Below are 21096 nucleotides of genomic sequence, written 5' to 3'. Positions count from 1 at the left end.
ACGGCGCGTATGGCGGTTTGAGGCCGGCAGCCATTGTGGGTTGGTAGACTGCCTTTACCAGGCCGCATCCGGGGCGCTCTGGAATTCCTCCTGCGCGATCATGATCACGCGCGTCGGTGCGCCTGGAAATACGTCCGCCGGCGTCTGGCCATCAAGCAGTGCATGAGGCGAATACAGCCAGAATGCACGCCTCCAGCCGCCTTCATCGTTTTCTCTTGGTAGCACGGCGAGGAGTTCGACGATCTCCTCCCTGATCGCGCCGGCGTGGTCAAACTGGAAGTCCGGATAGACGAAACCGGGCAGGTGCTCTGACCAGACGCCCAGCAGAATGCCAGTCGCCCTCGCATGGGTTGTGTTCGATCCTTCCTCTAAGCTGGTTTTGTCACCCGTCAACCTGGCAACTTGATGATCGCTGGGCCATTGTCTTGCAAGGAGTTCATCGCGGAACTTGAGTGCTATCGTCGTGTCCGGTTCATACGCAAGATGGTCTGTCACGGACAATCTCCGAGGGACTAATCTTCTGGTGGGCGCCACTTAGCATCAAGTACTGCAGCATGCATCTGGACTTTCAGCGTAACTTACGAGCCGTAATTGAGCACGAAAAGATGATTGCCTCGGGATGCGCTGCCTTGCGCAGCGCTTCGATCCGACGGTTAGGATGCTCTGGAGGCCGGGGCTTGCCTATAACTGCGTTGAGCTTCCCTCTAGCCTCTGGGGTTAGCGACTGCTGTTTGAGGCTCTCATGCGCTTTCTGGCCGCAGTGGTTGCTTTTTTCTTCGTCTGGGTCACACTTTCCAGCTTTTTTCAACCTCCGCGAGAAGATCGCTGTGTGTGCATTTCAGGGCGGTTCCAAGTGTGAATAACATTGTCTGGGTTGGCTGGTGCTGCCCGAGTTCCAGCATGCTGACGTAAGTCCGTCGTATGTCGGCCTCAAACGCCAACTGGTCCTGTGTACCGTTTCAGTGCACTCATGGTCTCGAGATGGGAGAAGGTTCTCACATCGGATGAGCTTAATGAAACGCCCGTCGACCGCGGGCGTTAAGCAGACACGAGAAGGTTCGCATCCGGGAATCTGCTTTAAACGAGTATTCAGTGAGAATACGTTAGCACGCCACGCAACCTGTGACCGGACCGGAATTGGCCGAGTGCGCATCACTGGATTAGTGCTCGCTCAGCATCATGGCCACTGTAACCAACGTTGCGATCGATCCAACTATTCCAGCCGCCACGGCTGAAAGAGCGACAAGCGCCTCCTAGTCCTCTGCACGTGGGGAAAGGCGCCGAGCAATGGCTAGCATCTTGTGCCCCCAAACCCTTAAAGTATAAACGAGCAGCGTCATGGTCTACGGCATACAGATGTCCGCCAAGTTGCTCGAGCCCTTCCGTCGGCGAGCGGCTAGACTGGCATTGCTTCAGGAAATTCATGGGGAGAATCCGAGTGAATATCAAATGGATCGACGAGGACAGTCAGGCCGATTTCGACGCGTCGGCGAACCTAGTTGAGCTAGTCCGGAAAATAGTTGCCGAATCGGGTGATCAGGAGATGCGGCGCGAGTTTGATGCGGGAAATTGGCTGAGGACGTGGCTGGCGCGGCCGAATCCAGCGCTTGGAGGAGTGCAGCCGGCCGCCTTTCTTGATACGCGCGAAGGGCGCAGGGTGCTGGCGACTTTGATTACCGGGATGCAGAGCGGGGCGTATGCGTAACGTCGAACCGACTTCGGCTATGCACACTGATTAGCCACGGCAATCTTAGTCGCTGGGGAGCTCGGCTCGTGTGTCGAAAGTGGTTGGGGGCTATCCTGAAGCTGTGCAGGTTCCATGACGTGTCATGTGACGCCGTGCTCGCTTAGAGGACGCATCCGCAACGATTGAATAGAGCGCTCCAGAGCTGAGCGTCATCGATCCAGATGTCAGCAACTAGTGCGCCGCACTTGGCCGACCCTGTCGCCAAGACTCAAAGAACTCGTAAAGCTATTGGGTATGCGCCGAGCACCTTGCCCTCTCTGTCGCCCAGTTGCGGCGATGACTGTCAACGGAACGGCAACGCTTCTAGTTCATGCTTCTTTCCTTAGCGATTTTGGCTAGTTTAGCTGTGCAGCTAAACTAGCCAAAATCGCTAAGGAAAACACACCTCGCCCGGTTTCGGGCAGTCCCACGTGGACTGATTCGGCAGCGACGACTTGCGCGTGCCGTACTGATGGTTGTCCGGCTGCGCGCGTATGCCTACAATCCATCCGCCGGCAATTTGTTGGCGCAGCGAGCATGATCAGATTGATCGGTAGCAGGCACATAGCGAAGAAGGGTGGGTCAGTTCCTGTTGCTGACTGCTCTCACGCGCTTTTTGGCTGCAGCGGGTGTTTTTTTCTGCTGCCGCTTGTTGCTCTCGAGTTTCCTTTCCACCTCGGCGACCAGTTCGCTGGGCGTGCACTTCAGAGCGATCCCAAGCGTAAACAGCATCGTTAAGGTTGGCTGGTGCTGCCCGAGTTCCAGCATGCTGACGTATGTCCGTCGTATATCCGCTTCAAAGGCCAACTGCTCCTGTGTCAGCTCAAGGCGGATACGGTGCTCGCGTAGAACTTCGCCGAAGGCTTTAGCCAACTCCAAATCTTTCTCCCAGTGAAATGGGAGCAATGTCCGGTTGGCGCTATAATTTGTCTTCCCAGCTTACTGGGAATTAAGTACGTGGTAGATGCGTGGAATCCAAGCCCAGTAAGGACTTCCGGAATTTTTGATGGCAGGGAGGCGATCGCGGCGAGACAGCCCCGATCGCAGAAATTCACGCCTTGACCATGTCGTTCTAGCAATTGCGTTTGAGGTAGTGGTTGTATGTTTGTGACGAGTGACAAGAATCGTTTGACTGCGTGGACGCCGGCCCTCGGCGATGAGCGGGCTGGCTCGGGTGTATGGCTGGCGATGGAGCAACTGCTTCCTAGAGACGTCCTGATTCTTCGCGTATCGCGTGCGCGTTCCCGGGCCATCCCGACGATTGTGATGCTAGACCTGACCGAGACCGCGCCGTCGCTTGAGCAGTTCATCAACGGGGACATTGTCATTCGCGGAGCTGCCGTATTCAGCACTCGACAGGCGAGGGAGGTTGATCAGTGGACACTTGATCCGCTCAGGGAAATCCGCGTGGGCGCGACGGAATATAGTGAACGCGACCAGCAGTTGGTTGCGGTGACCCGGTTTACGACCACGGCAGGGCACACATTCTCTGTGCAGTACGATTTGGCGAGCCGGCCTGCGCGTGGCACGCGGCTTTGGCGTGCGAAAACGCCGGCCGCCCAGACCAACTGACAAGTGCGATCCCGTCCCAAAGCAGGGCTGACATGCGAAAGCATCCCTTGGATGCCGTTATTGGCGGAAGTCGTCACTTCGATTTATGTGTGACCTGATCGCGCATGGCCAACGGTTTCAGTCTCCAGAACGTCAAGAAGGGCGAGGTCGCGCGGGGAACCCGATCGACCGAAACGGCAACAGTAGGGGCACGCGCCCGGATCGGATTGAGAAGACGAACATACGGTATATCCACCGATGTTGGTGGATTCGCGGCGAACTGGCTGTAGGACGTGGTCGATTGTGGAACGCGGTCCCGCGCGTTTCGCATTCAGCTCATGTCAGCGGCGGCTGTGCGACGAAGACGCTCCGGCGGAAGGGGAAAGTCGGCTCGGGTGTTCAAGCAGCAGGCGGAGGAGGCTGTGAGCATTGCTCGCGCCGCTACCGCTCGAGAGTCAGCATGACCACCGTGATCACCGTGGCGACAGACCCGATGGCGCCAGCGACCACGGCCGACAGTGCCATAAGTGCCTCGTTGCCTTGAGCGTGAGGGAAAAGACGTTGGCCAACCGTGGTCAGATAATTCGCCATCATTCAGTCAGTGCATACGGGGGACGCTGCAGCATAGCAGTAAATGTACTGTGGCGGATCTGTGGCCCACGCACTCGGTTTCGGCCCCCCGGCGCGGAAAGCACGCTCGGCATATTCACGAGTGATCGGGCTTGTCGTTGATCGCTGCCGGGGAAAAAGCAAGTTGCATCGACTGCCGAACTCGCGAGATATCGGCTCTTGCATAGGTAGCTGTCGTTTCAACACTCGCATGTCCGAGGACGAGTTGTGCGATCGGTAAGGGCACGCTTGCATCGACGACAAGCGTTCGTCCCACCAGATGCCGCATCCAGTGAGGTGACGCGCGCTCAAGCGCGAGGCGTGCCGAAACCTCGGTCTCGGGTAGACTGCCGGCGATCTCCACAAATGCTGCCCGGACCTGGCGGTACATTCCGGACGCGCCCAATGTGTCCTTCCGTTGACCATGAATCAGTGGGCCTGTTTCGTTGGCTTGGGGAACAACTGGCAGGCCGAGAGAAACCCGATACTGGCGAAGGAACGCCACGCAGGTAGAAGGTAGTGGAATCTCACGCAGACGCTGCCCCTTTCCCCGGACGAGTAGGGTCCAGCCTTCATCGCCGGCAACGACACGGGGGTACCCGTCGCGCCAAGGTAACTCATCAAGCCTCACACCAGTAAATCGGTATAGCGCGACGATCGCAGCCCGCCGGGCAACTGCAGGCGCCTGGCCGGATTCGCTGAGATGGTCACGCAACCAGCGGTCAATAGCACGGACGGCCGCGTCCGGCAGGATCCGATCGACGGAGAATCCAGTCCGGGTGTGGCTCCCCGAACTCAATCCGGCAACCACGTTGCTGACAAGATAGCCAGTCTTCCATAAGAAGCTAAACAGACTGCGCATCACCGCCAGGGCACGCTTCTGTGCGCTTGCACCCAGCGGCAGCTCGCCGGTTTGGAGGGCGACGCCTGCGAGATGCTCGCGGTAAGCAATGAATTCCTGACGTGAGAGGGTGGACAGTGGCCCGCTAATATCGCATTGTTCACACCACCGGATGAAACGCAGGATTTCCTCAACATAAGCCCGTCGCGTATGTGCTGATGCCGCGGTTCTGTCCCGGAGGAACAGTGTCACCGCTGCGGCATCATCCTGCACGCCGAGGCTATTCGTCGTGGCATTGTGGTTCATCATGGGGCCGGCCCCATTGAGCCAGACTTCATCCTCCAGCGATGTCGCTATGCGCCCGCGGTGTCGTGGCGTGAGACTTGTCGTCTGGTTCTCGGCAGGCGGTGGAGTTTTGTCGCCATCGAACCGAAAGCGCATGCGCAATGTGCGGAGCAGGCGGGAAACGACGACTTCGATCGTTGGAGCATCACTTTCGAGCAAGGTCTGCACGCGGCCAGCGTTCCAGAACTGGATTACCGGTCCGCCTGTGAGGAGCATGGCAAATACCTCAGGCTGCGCGCTCCTTGCCTCGTCCATTGTGCGGTACGTGCGCGCGAGTGCCGAGGGTGTCCAGCGCACGTAGACGGGCACCTGAACGACTCCGGAAAGGTAGCTAACGGCGTCTTCAAACCCCGGCGGTAGTGTACGGGGCGGCGTTGCTAGCACATCCACCCAGCTGGATAGATCCATTGATCCACTCCACGATGAATAGTCATTTCAGCTTGCGTGACTGCTGTCGTGTGACGGGGGAGTACGTGGGCGCTGCGTCGCCCAAAAGCTGGTCGCGTTCGCGTGTCACCTGCTCAATGAGCTGTCGGGAGAGGCTGAGTTCTGACTGGAGCGCACGTTGAGCGGTGACGAACGTCTGGCGTTGCATGTCTGTGTCGTTCAGGAGGCGACGGGCCAGACCGTCGAATTCAGCTCGCCGCGCCTCGAGCTGCTTTTCCAACTGGTCACGTTCGCGTTCGCGTAGCAGCGATGTTTCCGCCAGTTGCCGTCCAAGGTTCTGACTGTGCTCCTGTTCTCGGGCGAGCTCCTCCGATCTCACTTGCAGGTGAGACTCAAGCTCCCCGATTCTTCTCTCGCGCTCGCTCTCTGCCCGCCTCAGGCGCTCATGTTCGCTTTGCAACATCTCTACGAGGGCGAGGGCGTTGTCGCGGTCCGAATGTGCAGCTTCAATCGTCTTGTGTGCTTCATTCCGAACGCCGGCGAACTCCTCGCTGGCGGCTACAAGCGCCATATCCCATAGCGTGCGGAGATGCCCAACCAGCGGCTCGGGGACGCCGACAGTGCCGTCAATGCCGTTCTTTGCCACGTTGGCTTGCAGCAACTCATCCTGAACCAAGCGGATCTGCCGACCAAGTGCGGCGGGGTCGCCCCCGCCCAACTTTTCCCGCAGACGTCGCACGGAAACCGCGCGTCGAAAAATTGCGGGCGTGACCGGGCGACTAACGCCTTGGTCAGCTAGCAGTTCGATGATCGCAGCGCGGACGGTCTGCGGCGGATTGAGTGCGGTGCGGCCCATTCGCTGGATTATCGTCCAGATCTGCATTTTTGCAAGATTGATTCATTTCATTACGGAGTGCGTGTAATGAAATGAAATTTGTGAGGAAATGAATTACCTGTCGGCAGGATAATTAGGATTATCCTGCGAGTCCGCTTCGAGCTTTACCTGCCTGTTGCGCAGATCTCAGAACCTTGATGGTGGGATTCGGTAGGGTGTTTTTTTCAGAGATGACTTAACTGGCTGCGATGGCGGGCAAGTATCTTGTCATCGTTATCGTGCTGCTCAACGCGATATGCCGCAGCGCGGCATTTGCCACAAAATGCCAAATAGAAGGCTCGTTTTAACTTAAAGAATAAAAACGCTACAAATTGAATTTAGGTAATTCATGGCGACATATTGTGATATTCCGCGTTGGACGGCATCGAAATACTTTATCGGCGCTGCAAATACAATTTACGCATACGTGTTACCCAGAAAGCGCCGCCGCCGAATCGAGCCGGTCTCATGCCGGACCAGTCATCTGCACTCACTCTTGTTTTCTTCATGTGACGTACTACCCTCGCCAGAGAGTGGCTTCAGCGTGATCGCACGCATGTCCAGAAGCCCCCGCCCTTTTGCACCGACGGAGTAAGGACACCTGGCGCGAGCTGTCCAAACCGGGAGAGGGCCTTGACAGGTGAATGTCTGGGCCGACCGTACTGAAAGGGTCGCCGATGTAATTAGTAGTACAAAATATATGTAAGCACTCGGGCCTGCCCCGGGTGTCCATGAATCCGGTTGTCAGAAAAAAGGAGGAGGCTTATCGAGAACACGATCGCTAGTTGTTCCAACTGAAAAGGCCGACGCTTCAGGCGTCGGCCTTTTCAACTTGCAATTGCTACCGTGTGACTGCTCACATTGAAGGTGCCTGGCAATGGCGACTTCAGTATAGCAGCCCGGCACGGTGGTTCAACTCATCCCTGAAAGGGGTAGAGGTACTGCCATGGAAACCACAGAGCAAAAGGCGCGGCCCGCGCATCATTCTCGCGCGGGGACAGAAGGCCAACTTATCGCCTTTCTGACACTTCTTCCCAGGCTGATTGCAGACTGTCTCACGGCAACTTGCGTCATGGGTGAGGCGGGAGTGGGGCTGCACCCCCCCGTGCAGGCAGCAGCGCATCGTGCGGGCCGGGTCGTTGTTCTGCAGTGTTGCGCATCGGACGCGAATCCGAACGATGTGCTGCGACAGGTTATTACCCGGACAAAGACGCTGAACCTTGCTGACCATGGTGTCCTTGTCGTCAGGCATCCTGAGCGGGTGAGGAATGCGGAGAGTTTCGCCCCGGCCCTGAAACGCGTGGCGGCCTCGACGGGCATGTTTCTTGTCTGCGAAGTTGAGCGGGGGCGACGCGCACACGATTTCACGTATGCCTTCGCTCGCCGGGCACGTGGCGGCTTAGCGGCGATGCCGCCGATCCGCATCGAAAACATGTCGGCTGCAGACGCGCGGCGCATCCTTTCAGCGTGGTGGAGCGTAGAGTTTCCGGGCCGCTGGATGCCTGAGCACCTTCCCAACACGCTGCGGGGTGTCTCGGAGGGGCATGTCGAACAGTTCTGGCATGCTTGGCATTTCTGTGTGCCCCTTTTCTCTGCTCGCGACTTTGTCTCGCCCACGGAGATCTGGGAGTTCCTTCGCCCAGACGGAACTGGCGATGCGGAGATGAATGCACCGCGCGGCCCTAACTATCCTAGCCCCGACATCGTCCATGCAGCCGAAGAGATCATCGACACGCACGTCCGTACCTGAGCAAAAAAGACGTGCTGCACAGGATCCATATTTGTAACAAGGCCGTGAGCCTTCCTGGATAGGGCTCACGAGCTTCATGCTCGGGCATTTACTGGCCTTTTCCCTTCCGGGCTTGTAGCTTTCAATTCATTGCGCGGCCCGCTGCCGGTCGACGAACAAGCTAACGGGCGTCATTAAGCGGCGGGGCATCTCGGTGAATTTTCCTGATACGGCGCGCCTGTGCGGATTGATCCCTATATCGGCCCACTATCGGTTCCACGCGGGCCGCATCTACCAACCGATGGAAAGTGCGCAGCCCCCTGCGTCATGTGATTTTCCTTTGATCCGTCAGCGGGCCGGTTGGATGGGTTCACGTTTCATCGTCGTCGCTCGCCGTCGTCCCCACATAACCCCAGAGTCAAGAGACCCCCGCTATGAAAAGCGGTCCGTGAAGATCAACTTGCAATAAAAAACGGCAACCCGGTTGGCAGAGCGGATCGCCGTTTGTCTCGGCCTGATTGGCAGAGTGGACAACATCCAATTTCATACTCGGTGCAATCCGGCTTCATGTCAAGAGCAGCCTTAAATTGGAGGCCAGTATGAACTCGTCGATGCATTCCGCGCAATCTGGCAAAGCCGTCAAAGTTCGGATTTCCTACCGTGGTGATCCGCGCGACCGCAATCTGCTAATGGTGAACGATGCGCCTTTTTCGCCTCGCCCCAGAAGATGGGACATGGATATGCCGGCGATGTACGCCGCTCGAAGTGTATTCACTGTCGGGGAATCGCCCGCCGACCATGGAATGCCGGACTGCCCGGCGGCTGTGGCCTGCGGCGCGCACGAACCGCCGGTAATCCGATTCATTGACGGGGAGGCCACATCCTCACGAGTCAGGAGGTTAAAGGGGCGTATGCTCCAGCTTCGCACTGGAGCGGCACGCGGACTACTGGTTCGTTGCGCGCCGGGGGAAGTGGGAAGACGGCTGAACCACGCCAAGATCTGGGCCCAGCAAAGCGCTCAAGATACTGCGCCGCCAGTCGTCGGCATCGACGGAGTTGACCTTTGGCTGACATCACCGAGTGCCGCCGCGCGTCACCTCCAAGCGATACTCGACGTGGGCGCCGTGGTCGTATGTGCTGTTGACTTCAGATATGGCGAGTCCCGCTACCTGATGTTTCACCTGCGCGTTCGTGGTATTGCCGTAATCCGCGAGGTGTCGGTCCTGCCAGGTTCCCCCCGTTACTCTTCTGTGCCTAAATCGCCGCGCCTTTCCTCAGATTCGCAAAACGGAATGTCGGCTCGGACTTTTCCCTATGCCCATACGCCGACCCTGAAGGCGTATTTCGCTGGTCGACAGCATTCCGGCATGCAATTGCGGGCTGATCGTGCGATCCATCAGCTGGAAGCTCAGCGGCACGGCACCCACTGCCGGGATACGCCTTCTGCCTCGTCGACGCAGCGATGGTCGGCGTATGCGGCGTACCGGAATGAATTGACCATCGGTCTTTTCCTGCGTGAGCGACTTGGCATGTAGACATGGAGCAGGGCAGCGTCGCCCGTCTGGTCTGAGACAACTGGTTCCCCATGAGATCAGCCTAGGGGGCGTGCATTGTGGTCTCTATTTGCGTTATCGGGCGACAAGCAAAAGCCCGGGATCAATAAATTGGCATTCCTACACTGATTCTATGTTCGTGACGTTGGACGGGTACTGGAGATCGACATGACTGCGCGTAAATCAAAAATCCGAAAGACGACGATAGAGCGGAAACTAAAAGAGCAAGCGCTTGCAAAAAGCAAAGGGGTCCATCAGCGTTGGCAGCATACGCGGGACAGAACGGGATCCGGAACAAAGATACGACTGGCCTGCAGCAAGGCGGCAAGCGAAGAGGTGCACCTGTTGTCCGCAGCCGAACACGCCGAACTTCTCGAGGGGTGGTACCGGCGCGAGGTTAAGGTTATCTACGATCAGGTCGCCATCGATCGCGAGAAAACCCAGAGAGCGGCGGCATCCATCAACGTCGTGCATCCCTTATGCCAAAGCCTCGGCGAGCTGGCGGTAATTAGCACCAGTCTCGTTTACATCACAGAACGAGGGAAGAGTTTCATACGGGAGGCGAGGTCGGTCAGGTCGATCCGCCGTGGCCAGGAGGGCGAACTGACTCGCTCGCAACTGATTGAGCGGAAGGCGTGGGAAGACGACGGAGCGTTGTATGTCGCGGTGACGAAGAGCGGCATGCATGCGAATCGCTCACAAAACCTTGCCTGGATCTTTCGCGCGCATAACGACACGGTGAATCGAACGCTTTCTGGCGCTGAGATGGCGGCTCAGCGCCAGTTGCTGCGCCTTGTCCGGTGGAAGAAAGAGATGCGGGTCATTGATGCATGCAGATTGGTTGACCGCACGGCCGGGATCCCGGCGGGCTCAGGCGTACGTGCCTTTCGACAACTTGCCGGCGCAAGACGGTTGGCGTTTGACCTCGATGTTTCCAATCCGCTCAACATTCCGCTCGACGAAATCTGGCGGCCCGTTCCCTAAAAGCGGCAACTGTCGGGAGTTTTCCTGAAAAGAGGCTGGGATGCCTACGAAATCGACGTGTCCAGATGAAATCACGGTTGGCGATGTGCTGAAAGAGCAGAACGGCGATCGGATTTATATTGTCCTCAGAACAGGGCGGAACGCCAGATGGACCCATCTTATTAATATTGAACACGAGGCGAAATCGGCAGCCTTTCGGAGGGCCTCGCCGTTCAAGCTGAAAACCGATGATCTGCTGGCACGATTGTCGGATAACGTGGAGCCTAGGCTGGCTCTAAAAAAGCTGGAGAAGTTGCCGGCTAACGTATCGCAGCGGCGACAGGCCTCTTATTCTGGTCTTTCTCGCAGGTCTGACAAGTATCAGGAAATTGCAGATGACCCGACAAAGTCAAGAGGCTGGGGAATTATCGCAGGGTTGCTGACATTTGACCTGCCTTCTGTTGATGACGGCAAGCCTCAACCGTCAATCTACGGGGACGAATTTGAGGAGTTGTTGCACAAGGAAACCCGAAGAAAGCGCATTCTGCGGTATTGCGCTATTTCCGCTATCTCTGAGTCCACTGTGTATAGGACGTTTCGGCGATTTTGCCAGCAGGGAATGACGCCAGCGGCAGCCGCTGACGATTATGACCGCTGTGGAGGGCGAGGGACGTCACGTTGTACGCTTGCTCAAGGGGAGAGGGTCAGGCGCGGTAACCCGAAAGACCTAGATCCCAAACAGGAAACGCAGCGATTGCTCGCGTTGGCCGCAGACTATTACTTCTCATTCGAGTATGGGCGGGGAAAAAAGGCGAAGAAGACGCTCAAGCAGGCTGTCCGATGGATAAAAACAAGTTTCCTCTGTGACAGGGCTGTCCACAACGAAGACGGAGAACTGATCGACCTGAAGTTCGATCGACGTATCGTCCTGACAGAACGGAAGCTTCAATACTTTATCTATAAGAACTACAGCTACGAAGAACGCCGCATTCACGAAGTAGGGCTACGGCAGTGGCTTTTGCACGAGCGTCCCCTTATCGGGCGACTCAGGACATCGCGGGGGCCCGGCGAGCGCTTTCACATAGACGCAACCATCGTAGATATTTATCTGGTGGGCCAAATCTTGCGGACGCGCGTTATCGGGCGGCCGATTCTCTATCTCGTTATTGATGATTATACGGCGATGGTAGTGGGTTTCTACCTTACATTTGAGCCACCCTGTTGGGAAGGGGCGATGATGGCGCTCGCGAACGCTGTCAGTCCCAAGGTCGCCTTCTGCAAGACAATCGGGATCGGTATTGAGGAAAAGGACTGGCCAGCTGATCGTCTCTGTGAAATCCTGTATGCAGATCAAGGTGAGGTAAGCAGTGTGCACAAGGCTCATCCCCTGATTAGCTACTATCGGGTCGAAATACATAACGCCACAGCCTACCGCCCGGATTTGCGCGCCATTATGGAGCGGCGATTTCGCACTCTTCCGGGAATCTGGAATGCGCTAGTGCCAGGGGTTGTGGAGAAAGAGTCATTTGACCGTGGGGTTGCACACCCAGCCTTGCACGCGGCCCTGCAAATAAACGAAATGCGTCGCGTAATTTGCTATGCAATACTAAGCTATAACAAACGTGTAATTCGTGGTTACCCAACCCCATCCGAGATGGTAGATAGCGGGCTGTCGCCAACGCCGCTAAATCTTTGGACGTATGGAACGAAAGTCAACGGCTGCGGACGACGCGTGGACGTGGAAGAATTCCGCGCAAAATCGATGCCGACGGCGACTGCGAGGATAGATAGTCAGGGCATCCTCCACAACGGGTTGCACTACGCCTGCCCTACGCTCTCGCTCATCGAACGTCAGGCCATGTTCCGCGGCAAGAAAGTCGAGACCGACGTCCAGATCGGTTACGACTCTGCCAACAACAGCAGGATTGAGCTTCTTGGCCTGGGCGAATCCATATCCTGCCTGCTCGCTGACCATGAAGTCGATGAAGTACGTGGGCTGACTTATCGGGAACAGAGGCTGTATTCGACGCACGAAGCGGCCAACCGTAAGAGAAGCGAGAACGCGAGCGAATCCGACCACGCCATGACTGACTACAACATCGCGAAGATTGCCAGAGACGCCGTTTCAAAAACCTCAAAAGCCCTGCAGGACGCAGGTATGAACCAGCCGGACATCAGCGACATGACTGAAGCCCGTTGTGATGAACAGTCCGCTGAGTCGACGATGCGGTCGGCAGATGGCCCGAAGAAGGCGCGCAGAGCCAGGGGGAGCAACAGGACTGGCACATCGTTCAGGAAGCTCTTCGAGAAGACCAAAAAAGAAACGGGCATCGACGGTTCCGTACCCCGGCAAACCTATGATGAGGACGGGGATATCCGCGATGATGTGCCAGACCAGGATAACGGGACTTCGGTCGATACCAGTGGCATCACGGCAAGGGATCTTCGTGAGAAACGCGCAAGGGAGTTGCTCGCACAACTCGATGCATAGGAGGCATATTATGTCTAGCAAGGAATCTAGCAGCAGGTTCGTCGCACGTGGCGAACCGACTCAACCCGAGGGGGTGAGGCAGTGCATTGAAGCGGTGGAGGCACGTTACTATAACGGCGACGACCTGCTGCCAGAATATCGAAGTCATCCGCTGATCTCTGCGTTGGGTCCGCTCTGGGACCAGAAGTCTATTCTGAAAGCGCTCGACGTGCCCGTTGCCTTTTCTGAAAGTGAACGCACGAGGTCTGAACAATATCGAATGCATGCCATCGGGAGGCTTTCCCGTCTTGTCGTTGCACTTCCCGCGCATCTCGATGTCGTGAGCACGATACAGATCATCGTTCGTCAGCACTATGTCGGGCAGGATATACGTTCTGACTATGTGGATGGTATTCAGGATCGCTACAGATTGAGCCAGGAAGGGGATCTTATTGCTATCTATCCACACCAGCGCTCCCATGCATATTGTGCCGGCGTGTTTGGTCTTTCTGGAGGTGGTAAGTCGACTGCGTTAGAGTCTGCACTCCGTCTGCTTCCGAAGGTGATCTGGCATAAGGATCACGGACTGAATCAGGTTGTCTGGATCAAGATTGACTGTCCAAAGAGTGCGAGTCTCAAGGATACCTTGAAGCTGCTCATATTGGAATTCGATGATCTGCTCGGCACAGACTATACGAAGGAGATTGGGCTGAGAGCTACGTTGGCCGATTACGCAAACAAGCTCCACCGCATTTGCCGGCGACATCACACTGGTCTCATTGTCATTGACGAGATACAGAATGCACTGCAGGCAGTCTCGCGAAATGACCCTCTCTTTGACTTCTTCGTCAATCTGACCAATGTGGTCGGAATACCGGTCATCGTAAGTGGGACGCCGAAGGCAGCCCAGCTTTTCCGGAAGACGTTGCGTTCCGCACGGCGGCTTAGTAGTCAAGGGGTAACAACCTGGAACGGCGTGAGAAATCCGGACGACTGGAAGCGATTCTGTAACCAGTTACAGAAATACCAGTGGCTTGCGCATTCCGTAGCGCTGTCGGAGCGCTTGCGGGACTATTTGTATTTCCTGACGCAGGGCCTGCCAGGGGTGGCAATTCCTCTTTTCCAACTGGCGCAGTACGCGGCAATTTCTTCGGGCGCCGAGCGATTGTCCCGAAAAATTGTTGAAGAATCATTCGATGAGAAGATGGCTTCATTGAGGCCAATGATGGACGCAGTCCGCTCAGGCAACAAGGCGAGGATGCTTGCGTACGACGACTTGTTGGGCGATACGCTGGACGACGTCGTTGAATCGATGGAGGCGGATGCGAAGCGACACAGTTACTATGCTGCGGCGATGGAGCACGACCGGAATGAGGCAACGATCAGTGCGGTGTCCAGACTGATGCTTCTGGGAATACCGCAAGAACTGGCTTCGTCGCTTATCGGCGCCGTCCAGGAAAAGTATCCAACTGCTTCATCACAGGACTTGAGTAAAGAGGCAGCCCGCCGTTTCTACCAGAGCGAGGCTCCCGCGGCGCGGTGAAGAGCAACGTCAAGAGGCGCACGAAGGCGCTCGCCTGATAACAGAAAAGCCTCAGTCGGGCAGATGGGCGATAGTGAGGACGTTTATTTTTCAACTCCACGCGTAGCCCGCGCCCGGCATTACGAAGTGCTGTGACTTCACTAAATCTAGGAGGGGTGAGCGTCGTACCGCAACCGGGACGGCCGACGTAACAGTTGGATCGGACGAAGGTTTGAATTCGGCTAATGCAGGGAGAGTGACATGGCTGTTGCGTTGTTTCCTCTTCTGGATGGCGAGACGATTGGCAGCAATCTAGGGCGCTACGGGGAGTTTATTGGTCTTGAAACGACGTTACCTCTGAGGCGGCGTCTTTTCGGTTATGGATGCCGTCCAGACACGAGACTCCCAAGCGGATTGAGGCATCTTGCAGAGCAGGCTAGAGACTATTGGAAGGTTGATATGGAGGCAATTATCAACAACCACACTGAGTTTTCTTACGCGACCTTAACGATAGATGCGGCACAGAGAGAGGTGATGCGCTCGAATATGCTCGACCAACCTTCTGGTAGATGCTTGCGGAGAAGCGTCTGTGGCTGGACTGGTGAGCGCATCACGAAGTTTCGATATTGTGAAGCCTGCCTGTCGGAATGGAGGGCGAATGGAGTTCCCGCTCATTGGCAGGTAGATCAACAACTCCCGGGCGTTTACTTCTGCAACCGGCACGCCTGCGTGCTGAAGATGACAAACCCGCTTGTCCTCGAGAGCTTCACGGATCCGACGCTGACCGCAGTAAAGAGGGACGACGATAAGCTGGTTTTGGAGGAGATGTCAACGGCAGAGCGGAACGCGATTGAGGACGTCGCTAAACGGAGTGCTGAATGCAGGGCTGCGAGAGAAAGCTTGCCGTCGGCGAAGACATATCGCGAATTTCTACGTGATGCGAGGATTGTCTGGCCCAATGGGAGAATTGACGAGCGTGCGTTCATCGCGGCGGTTTTGGGCTATTTGGGCAATGAATACTGTCAGATCGCGGGAGTGAGTTGGCAGAAAATGACGAGTTGGCTCCGTAACATCGCCAAGGAAGAGGAAAACAACGAGCACTCTCATCCGCTGATGTTCATCGCAGCTGAATCGTTGTTGCGTTACCGTTGCGAGTCGCCTGGATATTATTTACCCGCTGACAAAGTGTTCGCGGTAGGTCGTAGCTTTGAATTGCGAGAAAGCTCAAATTCTATAGACGACGAAATCTTGAAAGAGTTTGCATGCAGGGGAATTCTTCATCGGAAAAACGATAACTGGAAAGCGTTCTCTGGAGAAGGACCGGCATGGCTGGTCACATGCTCATGCGGTGTGTCTTACCAAGCTCTTAAGGCGTCATCGGATGGGCGCGCGCAGTTGACTGTGAGGGCTTACGGGGATCGATATCACCGTCTGATTCTTGCGGGAAAATCAGGCGGTGTTGTAACCGAAGCCTCGTCGCGGGAAGTTAATCTGAATCACACGAAATTTACGCGTTGGGCTCGCTGTGCCGGATTTTATAAAGAAAGGAATTCGGCTACAAAGGAAATTCCCCGCTTACGGGTCAGATGGCAATCACTCATTGAGCATGCTCAGCCGGGAAAGAGAATCACCTCAGCCTATCAGCTTGATCCGCCGCTGTATAGGACTTTGCGTCGATACGATCGAGAATGGTTTGTGGCATTTAATCTGGAGAATCGAAAGCGTCTCAAGTGTTCTTCATTCGTCAGTAGCGAGAACAAGAGAAATAACGGCTAGGATTTTAGGTTCCTGATAGGTCGGATTAAGAGGTCGTCGATAGGGTTGGACGCTAAAAATTGTGAAAATTTCCTATGACATTCTATGCGAAATGCTTTCATCTCTAAAGAGATTGGTGCCCATGATTCTGTCGATGTGGCATGTGTTTGAGACGCTAGTTTCAACTGTAGGAGTAGTTCTATGGCCATTGCGCTGCTTCCACTAAAAGAAGGAGAGACGCTGGCAAGTAATATCGGTCGCTATGCGGAAATAATGAAATTGAATTCAACTTTTGGTCTCAGGCAATCACTTTTTGGATATTGCCATTACCGAGGTGGGAGGCTTCCGAGTTCGATTGATTTTCTTGCTGAGCAAACGCGTGACTACTGGAATTTAAAGTCAGAGGATATAATTAATTGGCACACTGAATTTCGGTATCTAACAATGATGGCTCCGAAAAGCATAAGGGAAATGATATTTAAAAGAATGCAGGGGTCTTCAGAAGGTAGTGTTAGGGCAATAGTAGTTGGTGGCCTAAACGGCGAGCGAGCCCCAATATTCAGATATTGTGAAGAGTGCTTAAAGGGCGACATTGAAAATCATCAGACGCCATACTGGAGGATCGATCACCAGTTAGCTGGAGTCTACTACTGCATCAAGCATTCTTGTGTGTTGAGATCGGTGCGGAAAGTCCCGGGTCGCTATGTAGATCAGACATTGGTGCGTCATATTCACGCTTCCGATAAAATGGCTTTGCATGGGATTATTCTTAAAGAAAAAATGGCGATTTTGGATGTTTCTAGAAGAAGTGTGCGGCAGAGGGAAAGTGGGTATTTCGGAAAATCAGCGAGGCAATATCAAGATCTGTTGAGGGAGGTTGGATTGCTCCGTGAAAATTCGACATTGCGGCACGTGCAGTTAATTTCAGCGTGGTTTGATTATTTCGGTGAGGAATACTGTTATCTCACAAACACAAATTCCAACAGAATATCAATGTGGCTAAATCATTTGTCACGGGGGATATGGGGCTGCGAATGCCCTCATCCATTCATGTTTATCGCGGGGGAGTCACTCCTAGAGCATCTGGCCGAACTGCCTGGCTCATATTTTCCACGAAAACTCCATAAAGATTCGTGCTTGTTAAGTGAGGAAGGTAATCCCAACCCTAGTTTGGATGCGTACACGTGCAAGGGGGCTTTGCATCGAAACTCTGATTTTTTTAAATTTACCTCACCTAAGCCAGGTAGATGGAAACTCGCCTGTACGTGCGGGCTAACCTATCTATTAGCACCTCAGTGTGACGCGAAACAACTGAAGCCGTGCTCATACGGTGCTCGCTACCGGAGGCGCTTTTCCGCATTGATTGGTAAAGGCATGTACATTTGCGATGCAGCACGGGAGTTGCACGTTAGTGCTTCAGCAGCACGCCAATGGATAGGCAGAGAAGGAGTACCTGCCAGAGAAACTATGCCTAAAGAAGAAGTCGAGAGACTGCGGGAGAGATGGTGCCTGCTAGTTAAAAATATGGTATCAAAGAGCCGGATTACATCAGCGGCGGTTGTGGATCCGGTAACATATAAGGCATTAAAAAAATGTGATGGGGATTGGCTATACACATTTAATCGGCTTCATCGGTCGCCGCCGCGAGCAAAAAATTCATTCCATGGGAGAGAACCGACCGTTGATAAAATTCGCGCAGCGCAGCGCGGACTAATAATGGCCGAGCCTCCGACGATCGCAAGTCGTTCTGCTATTCTAGAAAGAGTGGGATTTCCACGCGCATGTAATCGGAGTAGGCCATATTGGGCCGCTTTGGTAGAGGCCACGGAATGTCGACTTACCTATCTTGAGCGGGTTATTTCTTGGCTCACCACTTTGGCATTGAGACAGCGATTAGGCGACTGTGATGAAGCTTTGCGCTCGGCCGGGTTGCGACGAGAACGATTCAACGGGGAGCAGCGTGAGCGAATTCGGAAGATCGAATTGATGAACGCAGCTACTGAGAGCTCTGCGCAAAAGCGTTAACTAGGGAGGATCGCGGGCGAAGTGGTTCACTGACAAGCGCCAGATGGCTATGCAAGTGACGCACATCGTCCCAATCCTTCTGTTGCTGGCGAAGTTGATGCGTGGCTAAACTGCAGTGGACTAGACTAAATCTGACAGTGGTTGGTTTCTCGTGCTGGTGCGCGTTGGCGCGGAGGGCGTAGCCCGTAGCGGCAATGCGCGCCGCGAACAGCAAGGAGTCCGCCATGACTCAGGAGGAGAAGGTAATTCGTGCCAAGGTCGGCATACTTGAGCTGGCCCGGCAACTCGGCAACGTCAGCCAAGCCTGTCGCGTCATGGGTTACTCACGCGATAGCTTCTACCGATTTAAGGAACTGTACGATCGAGGCGGTGAGACTGCGCTGCAGGAGATTTCCCACCGTCGGCCGTTGCTCAAGAACCGTGTAGATCCGCAGATAGAGGCCGCCGTTGTCGAGCTGGCCCTCGAATTGCAAGCCTACGGCCAGATCCGTATCGCCAACGAAGTCCTCAAACGACATGCGCTGTCCGTTTCGCCCCAAGGCGTCCGTAGCATCTGGTTGCTCCACGATCTGGAGACCATGTCGAAGCGCCTGAAGGCCCTGAAAGCCAAATCCGCCCAAGAGGGGTTGGTGTTGACCGAAGCGCAACTCGTCGCGCTCGAACGTGCCAAGCACGAGAAGGAAGTGCACGGCGAATTCGAGTCCGAATGTCCAGGCTACTGCGGCGCGCAGGATACGTTCTACGTCGGCAATCTCAAAGGCGTAGGCCGTGTCTACCAGCAGACTTTCGTCGACACCTACTCGAAAGTTGCATTCGCCAAGCTCTACGATCGCAAGACGCCCTTGCCGGCAGCGGACCTGCTAAGCCCCAATGATCGAGGATCGTGAGCGTACCGCGGTCCCTGAACGAACTGAAGTCTTGCCTGCAACTTTGGGCAAGCCGCTTCAGCTTTGCGTTTTCCTCTTCGAGCTGGCGCAACCGGCGCAACTCGGAAGATCCCAACCCTCCGAACTTTTTCTTCCAATTGTAGAAAGTCGCCTCGCTAATTCCGAGCTTGCGGCAGATTTCTTCGACCTTCGTACCTAGCTCGGCTTGCTTCAGTGCAAATGCGATCTGCTCTTCCGTAAACTTGCTCGTCTTCATGGCATGGCCTTCGTGTCCGCTCGGACACATCATGCCGAATTTCTCTACTTTTGAACCGGACTATTTCCTGGGTCAGGGTCAATCCTCTGGACGTCGTGGAAGAGCACTTGGGGGAAAATCAAGGGCATTCGAAAGAAGGCCAAACTCTTTCACATGATTCAAATGGCGCGAGATATTGTCGGCACCCCGCGCAAGAAGGGTATCGGCAATTTCCTCGCTCGCCAATAGCGGCCTGCCCGCGGAAATGAAATCCCAGACGGACATCCCGATTTTCTGGGCGGCTTTTGATGGTCTAAGGGCGCGGTTGATCGAGCGCGACTTTCCGTTCGTCAAGGAGCGGACTTCGCTTTTGCATCTGCTGATGGAATTGGGTTACGACTGCGCCAAGCCGGACTCCGCCGTGTTGAAAGCGGCGTTGGCATGGGACTGATCAGCTCGATTCCGGCCGGAACAGGCGGCAAGGCCGAAGAAAGATTGCGTAGAGAGGTCGTTTGCATGATCCAGTAGTACGCGCTCGCTAGTCACCACGTGCGTCCTTCCGTGATCGACCGGTACATGCTGCTCGAGGGTGGGCAGACCGGTGCGCTTCGTCGTATCAAGGGAACGGGTTACGCTCCGCTCCATCGCGGTGCCGGCAAACGCGAATTGAAAGCCGCCTGACGTCGAGCAAACACCGGCCAGTATGACGTCACGGAGGTGGCCGGTGTTTATTGCCTGGTCGGAACTCGCTATCGCCTCGAAGCGCGCTTCTTGCGCGGTGTACAGCCGGGTTGAAACCGCAAGCGAACAATTTCGCGCCGTCGCGTTGGAGTGCTGTTAGCCGCGGCTGCGCTCAACCTTCCAACGCCATTTCGAATGCGTCTTCGGCATCATGGCCTTTTTCGAGCAAGGTCACGATGGCCTCGCGGTAAGTCACGATGTTCGCGGGCAGTTGCGCCTTATTTGCCTCGTAGTATTTGCGCATTATGGCTAGGGCGTCGCGCTCTGAACGCTCGATCAGCTTCCTGGTTCGTTTCTTTTCCTGCGCAAGGTGCTCATTGAATTCAACGGCGCGGCTTTTCCAGTCGAATGCGAAAACTTCTTGCTGCAGTCTGATTGCATCCGCTTTGGCGACGTAGGACTCCCCCGGGGCTCGCGTATCCTGGTTGACTGCAATGCTTGCGAGGTCCGGCAACTGGTTCTTCAAACAGTAGGTGCGTACGACGTCCAGCTTGTGGCCCATCGAGACCGGGATCATGTTTTGTACTTCTGGGTGGTCCCGATGTTGCGCTTTGGCTTGCTTTGTAAGGTCTCCGTACGTGACCAGTTGCTGCTTCTTTGCGTGATCGACCAGAAGAGGGAAGAGCATGCCTGCCATGCGAATCGACAGCGGCGTGGGGGAGGAACTGGCGGTTTCAGGTGTGTCGGTCATTATCGTTACGTATCGGCAGTCGTATTCTTTAATGTTGCGATCAGTATCGTCGCATTGTTGCGGTAAATGGGAAATACGACTTGTTGTGCTTCCGATAGCGCTTGTTCATCGAGAACGACACTGTTGCCTTTTTCGATAATATCGGAGAAGGCCGCGTGATGCACAGCTGGAATTTGTCATGGTTGTGCTAGC

At 55.4% G+C, this 21096-nt stretch carries 16 protein-coding genes and 2 pseudogenes; 11 read left to right on the top strand and 7 right to left on the bottom strand.

The window, feature by feature from the left end; translation table 11 throughout:
• Nucleotides 1-54 precede the first annotated feature (54 nt).
• Both U5A67_RS03980 and U5A67_RS40675 read right to left on the bottom strand, forming a co-directional pair.
• A complete protein-coding gene (locus U5A67_RS03980) occupies nucleotides 55-495 on the bottom strand; it encodes a hypothetical protein (protein ID WP_321813132.1) in 441 nt (146 codons plus the stop codon).
• A 290-nt stretch (nucleotides 496-785) separates the two neighbouring features.
• Nucleotides 786-941, bottom strand: coding sequence for a helix-turn-helix domain-containing protein (locus tag U5A67_RS40675; RefSeq protein ID WP_415767740.1), 156 nt, complete (start codon nucleotides 939-941; stop codon nucleotides 786-788).
• A 497-nt stretch (nucleotides 942-1438) separates the two neighbouring features.
• Here U5A67_RS40675 and U5A67_RS03975 point away from each other — a divergent pair, with 497 nt between their 5' ends.
• A complete protein-coding gene (locus tag U5A67_RS03975; protein ID WP_321813131.1) occupies nucleotides 1439-1705 on the top strand; it encodes an MbcA/ParS/Xre antitoxin family protein in 267 nt (88 codons plus the stop codon).
• Nucleotides 1706-2308: 603 nt separating this feature from the next.
• On the opposite strand, the gene U5A67_RS03970 is transcribed toward U5A67_RS03975, so the two are convergent.
• Complete coding sequence (locus U5A67_RS03970) at nucleotides 2309-2599, bottom strand: helix-turn-helix transcriptional regulator (protein WP_321959676.1); 291 nt, start codon at nucleotides 2597-2599, stop codon at nucleotides 2309-2311.
• A 228-nt stretch (nucleotides 2600-2827) separates the two neighbouring features.
• Here U5A67_RS03970 and U5A67_RS03965 point away from each other — a divergent pair, with 228 nt between their 5' ends.
• Nucleotides 2828-3298 (top strand): hypothetical protein, encoded by a 471-nt coding sequence (locus U5A67_RS03965; protein ID WP_321813129.1) that lies wholly within the window; start codon nucleotides 2828-2830, stop codon nucleotides 3296-3298.
• Between the two features lie 685 nt (nucleotides 3299-3983).
• Here U5A67_RS03965 and U5A67_RS03960 read toward each other — a convergent pair.
• On the bottom strand, nucleotides 3984-5288 hold the full coding sequence (locus tag U5A67_RS03960) for a tyrosine-type recombinase/integrase (RefSeq protein ID WP_321959675.1): 1305 nt from the start codon (nucleotides 5286-5288) through the stop codon (nucleotides 3984-3986).
• 214 nt (nucleotides 5289-5502) lie between these two features.
• On the bottom strand, nucleotides 5503-6342 hold the full coding sequence (locus U5A67_RS03955; protein ID WP_321959674.1) for a DNA-binding protein: 840 nt from the start codon (nucleotides 6340-6342) through the stop codon (nucleotides 5503-5505).
• 937 nt (nucleotides 6343-7279) lie between these two features.
• Between U5A67_RS03955 and U5A67_RS03950 the strand changes: the two genes are divergently transcribed.
• From U5A67_RS03950 to U5A67_RS03915, 8 genes and pseudogenes are all read left to right on the top strand, one after another.
• Complete coding sequence (locus U5A67_RS03950) at nucleotides 7280-8083, top strand: hypothetical protein (protein ID WP_321813126.1); 804 nt, start codon at nucleotides 7280-7282, stop codon at nucleotides 8081-8083.
• A 578-nt stretch (nucleotides 8084-8661) separates the two neighbouring features.
• Nucleotides 8662-9597, top strand: a complete 936-nt coding sequence (locus U5A67_RS03945; RefSeq protein WP_321813125.1) for a hypothetical protein — start codon at nucleotides 8662-8664, stop codon at nucleotides 9595-9597.
• A 186-nt stretch (nucleotides 9598-9783) separates the two neighbouring features.
• Complete coding sequence (locus U5A67_RS03940) at nucleotides 9784-10599, top strand: heteromeric transposase endonuclease subunit TnsA (RefSeq protein ID WP_321813124.1); 816 nt, start codon at nucleotides 9784-9786, stop codon at nucleotides 10597-10599.
• A gap of 40 nt (nucleotides 10600-10639) precedes the next feature.
• A complete protein-coding gene (locus U5A67_RS03935; RefSeq protein ID WP_321813123.1) occupies nucleotides 10640-13069 on the top strand; it encodes an integrase in 2430 nt (809 codons plus the stop codon).
• 10 nt (nucleotides 13070-13079) lie between these two features.
• Nucleotides 13080-14591, top strand: a complete 1512-nt coding sequence (locus tag U5A67_RS03930; protein ID WP_321813122.1) for an ATP-binding protein — start codon at nucleotides 13080-13082, stop codon at nucleotides 14589-14591.
• Between the two features lie 240 nt (nucleotides 14592-14831).
• Nucleotides 14832-16346, top strand: coding sequence for a TnsD family Tn7-like transposition protein (locus U5A67_RS03925; protein WP_321813121.1), 1515 nt, complete (start codon nucleotides 14832-14834; stop codon nucleotides 16344-16346).
• Between the two features lie 180 nt (nucleotides 16347-16526).
• A complete protein-coding gene (locus U5A67_RS03920; RefSeq protein WP_321813120.1) occupies nucleotides 16527-18350 on the top strand; it encodes a TniQ family protein in 1824 nt (607 codons plus the stop codon).
• Nucleotides 18351-18574: 224 nt separating this feature from the next.
• Nucleotides 18575-19228: pseudogene (locus U5A67_RS03915) on the top strand (helix-turn-helix domain-containing protein); the annotation flags it as partial.
• Nucleotides 19229-19247: 19 nt separating this feature from the next.
• Here U5A67_RS03915 and U5A67_RS03910 read toward each other — a convergent pair.
• Nucleotides 19248-19493 (bottom strand): annotated as a pseudogene (locus U5A67_RS03910) (transposase); the annotation flags it as partial.
• A 175-nt stretch (nucleotides 19494-19668) separates the two neighbouring features.
• Between U5A67_RS03910 and U5A67_RS03905 the strand changes: the two are divergent.
• Nucleotides 19669-19923: a hypothetical protein gene (locus U5A67_RS03905; protein ID WP_321813119.1), complete on the top strand. Its 255-nt coding sequence runs from the start codon at nucleotides 19669-19671 to the stop codon at nucleotides 19921-19923.
• A 402-nt stretch (nucleotides 19924-20325) separates the two neighbouring features.
• On the opposite strand, the gene U5A67_RS03900 is transcribed toward U5A67_RS03905, so the two are convergent.
• Nucleotides 20326-20904 carry a hypothetical protein gene (locus tag U5A67_RS03900; RefSeq protein ID WP_321813118.1) on the bottom strand — a complete coding sequence of 193 codons (579 nt, stop codon included), beginning with the start codon at nucleotides 20902-20904 and terminating at the stop codon, nucleotides 20326-20328.
• Between the last annotated feature and the right edge of the window lie 192 nt (nucleotides 20905-21096).

The organism is Paraburkholderia sp. J69-1, from assembly GCF_905220255.1.
Taxonomy (GTDB): domain Bacteria; phylum Pseudomonadota; class Gammaproteobacteria; order Burkholderiales; family Burkholderiaceae; genus Paraburkholderia.
This window is presented reverse-complemented; position numbering and strand designations above follow the sequence as displayed.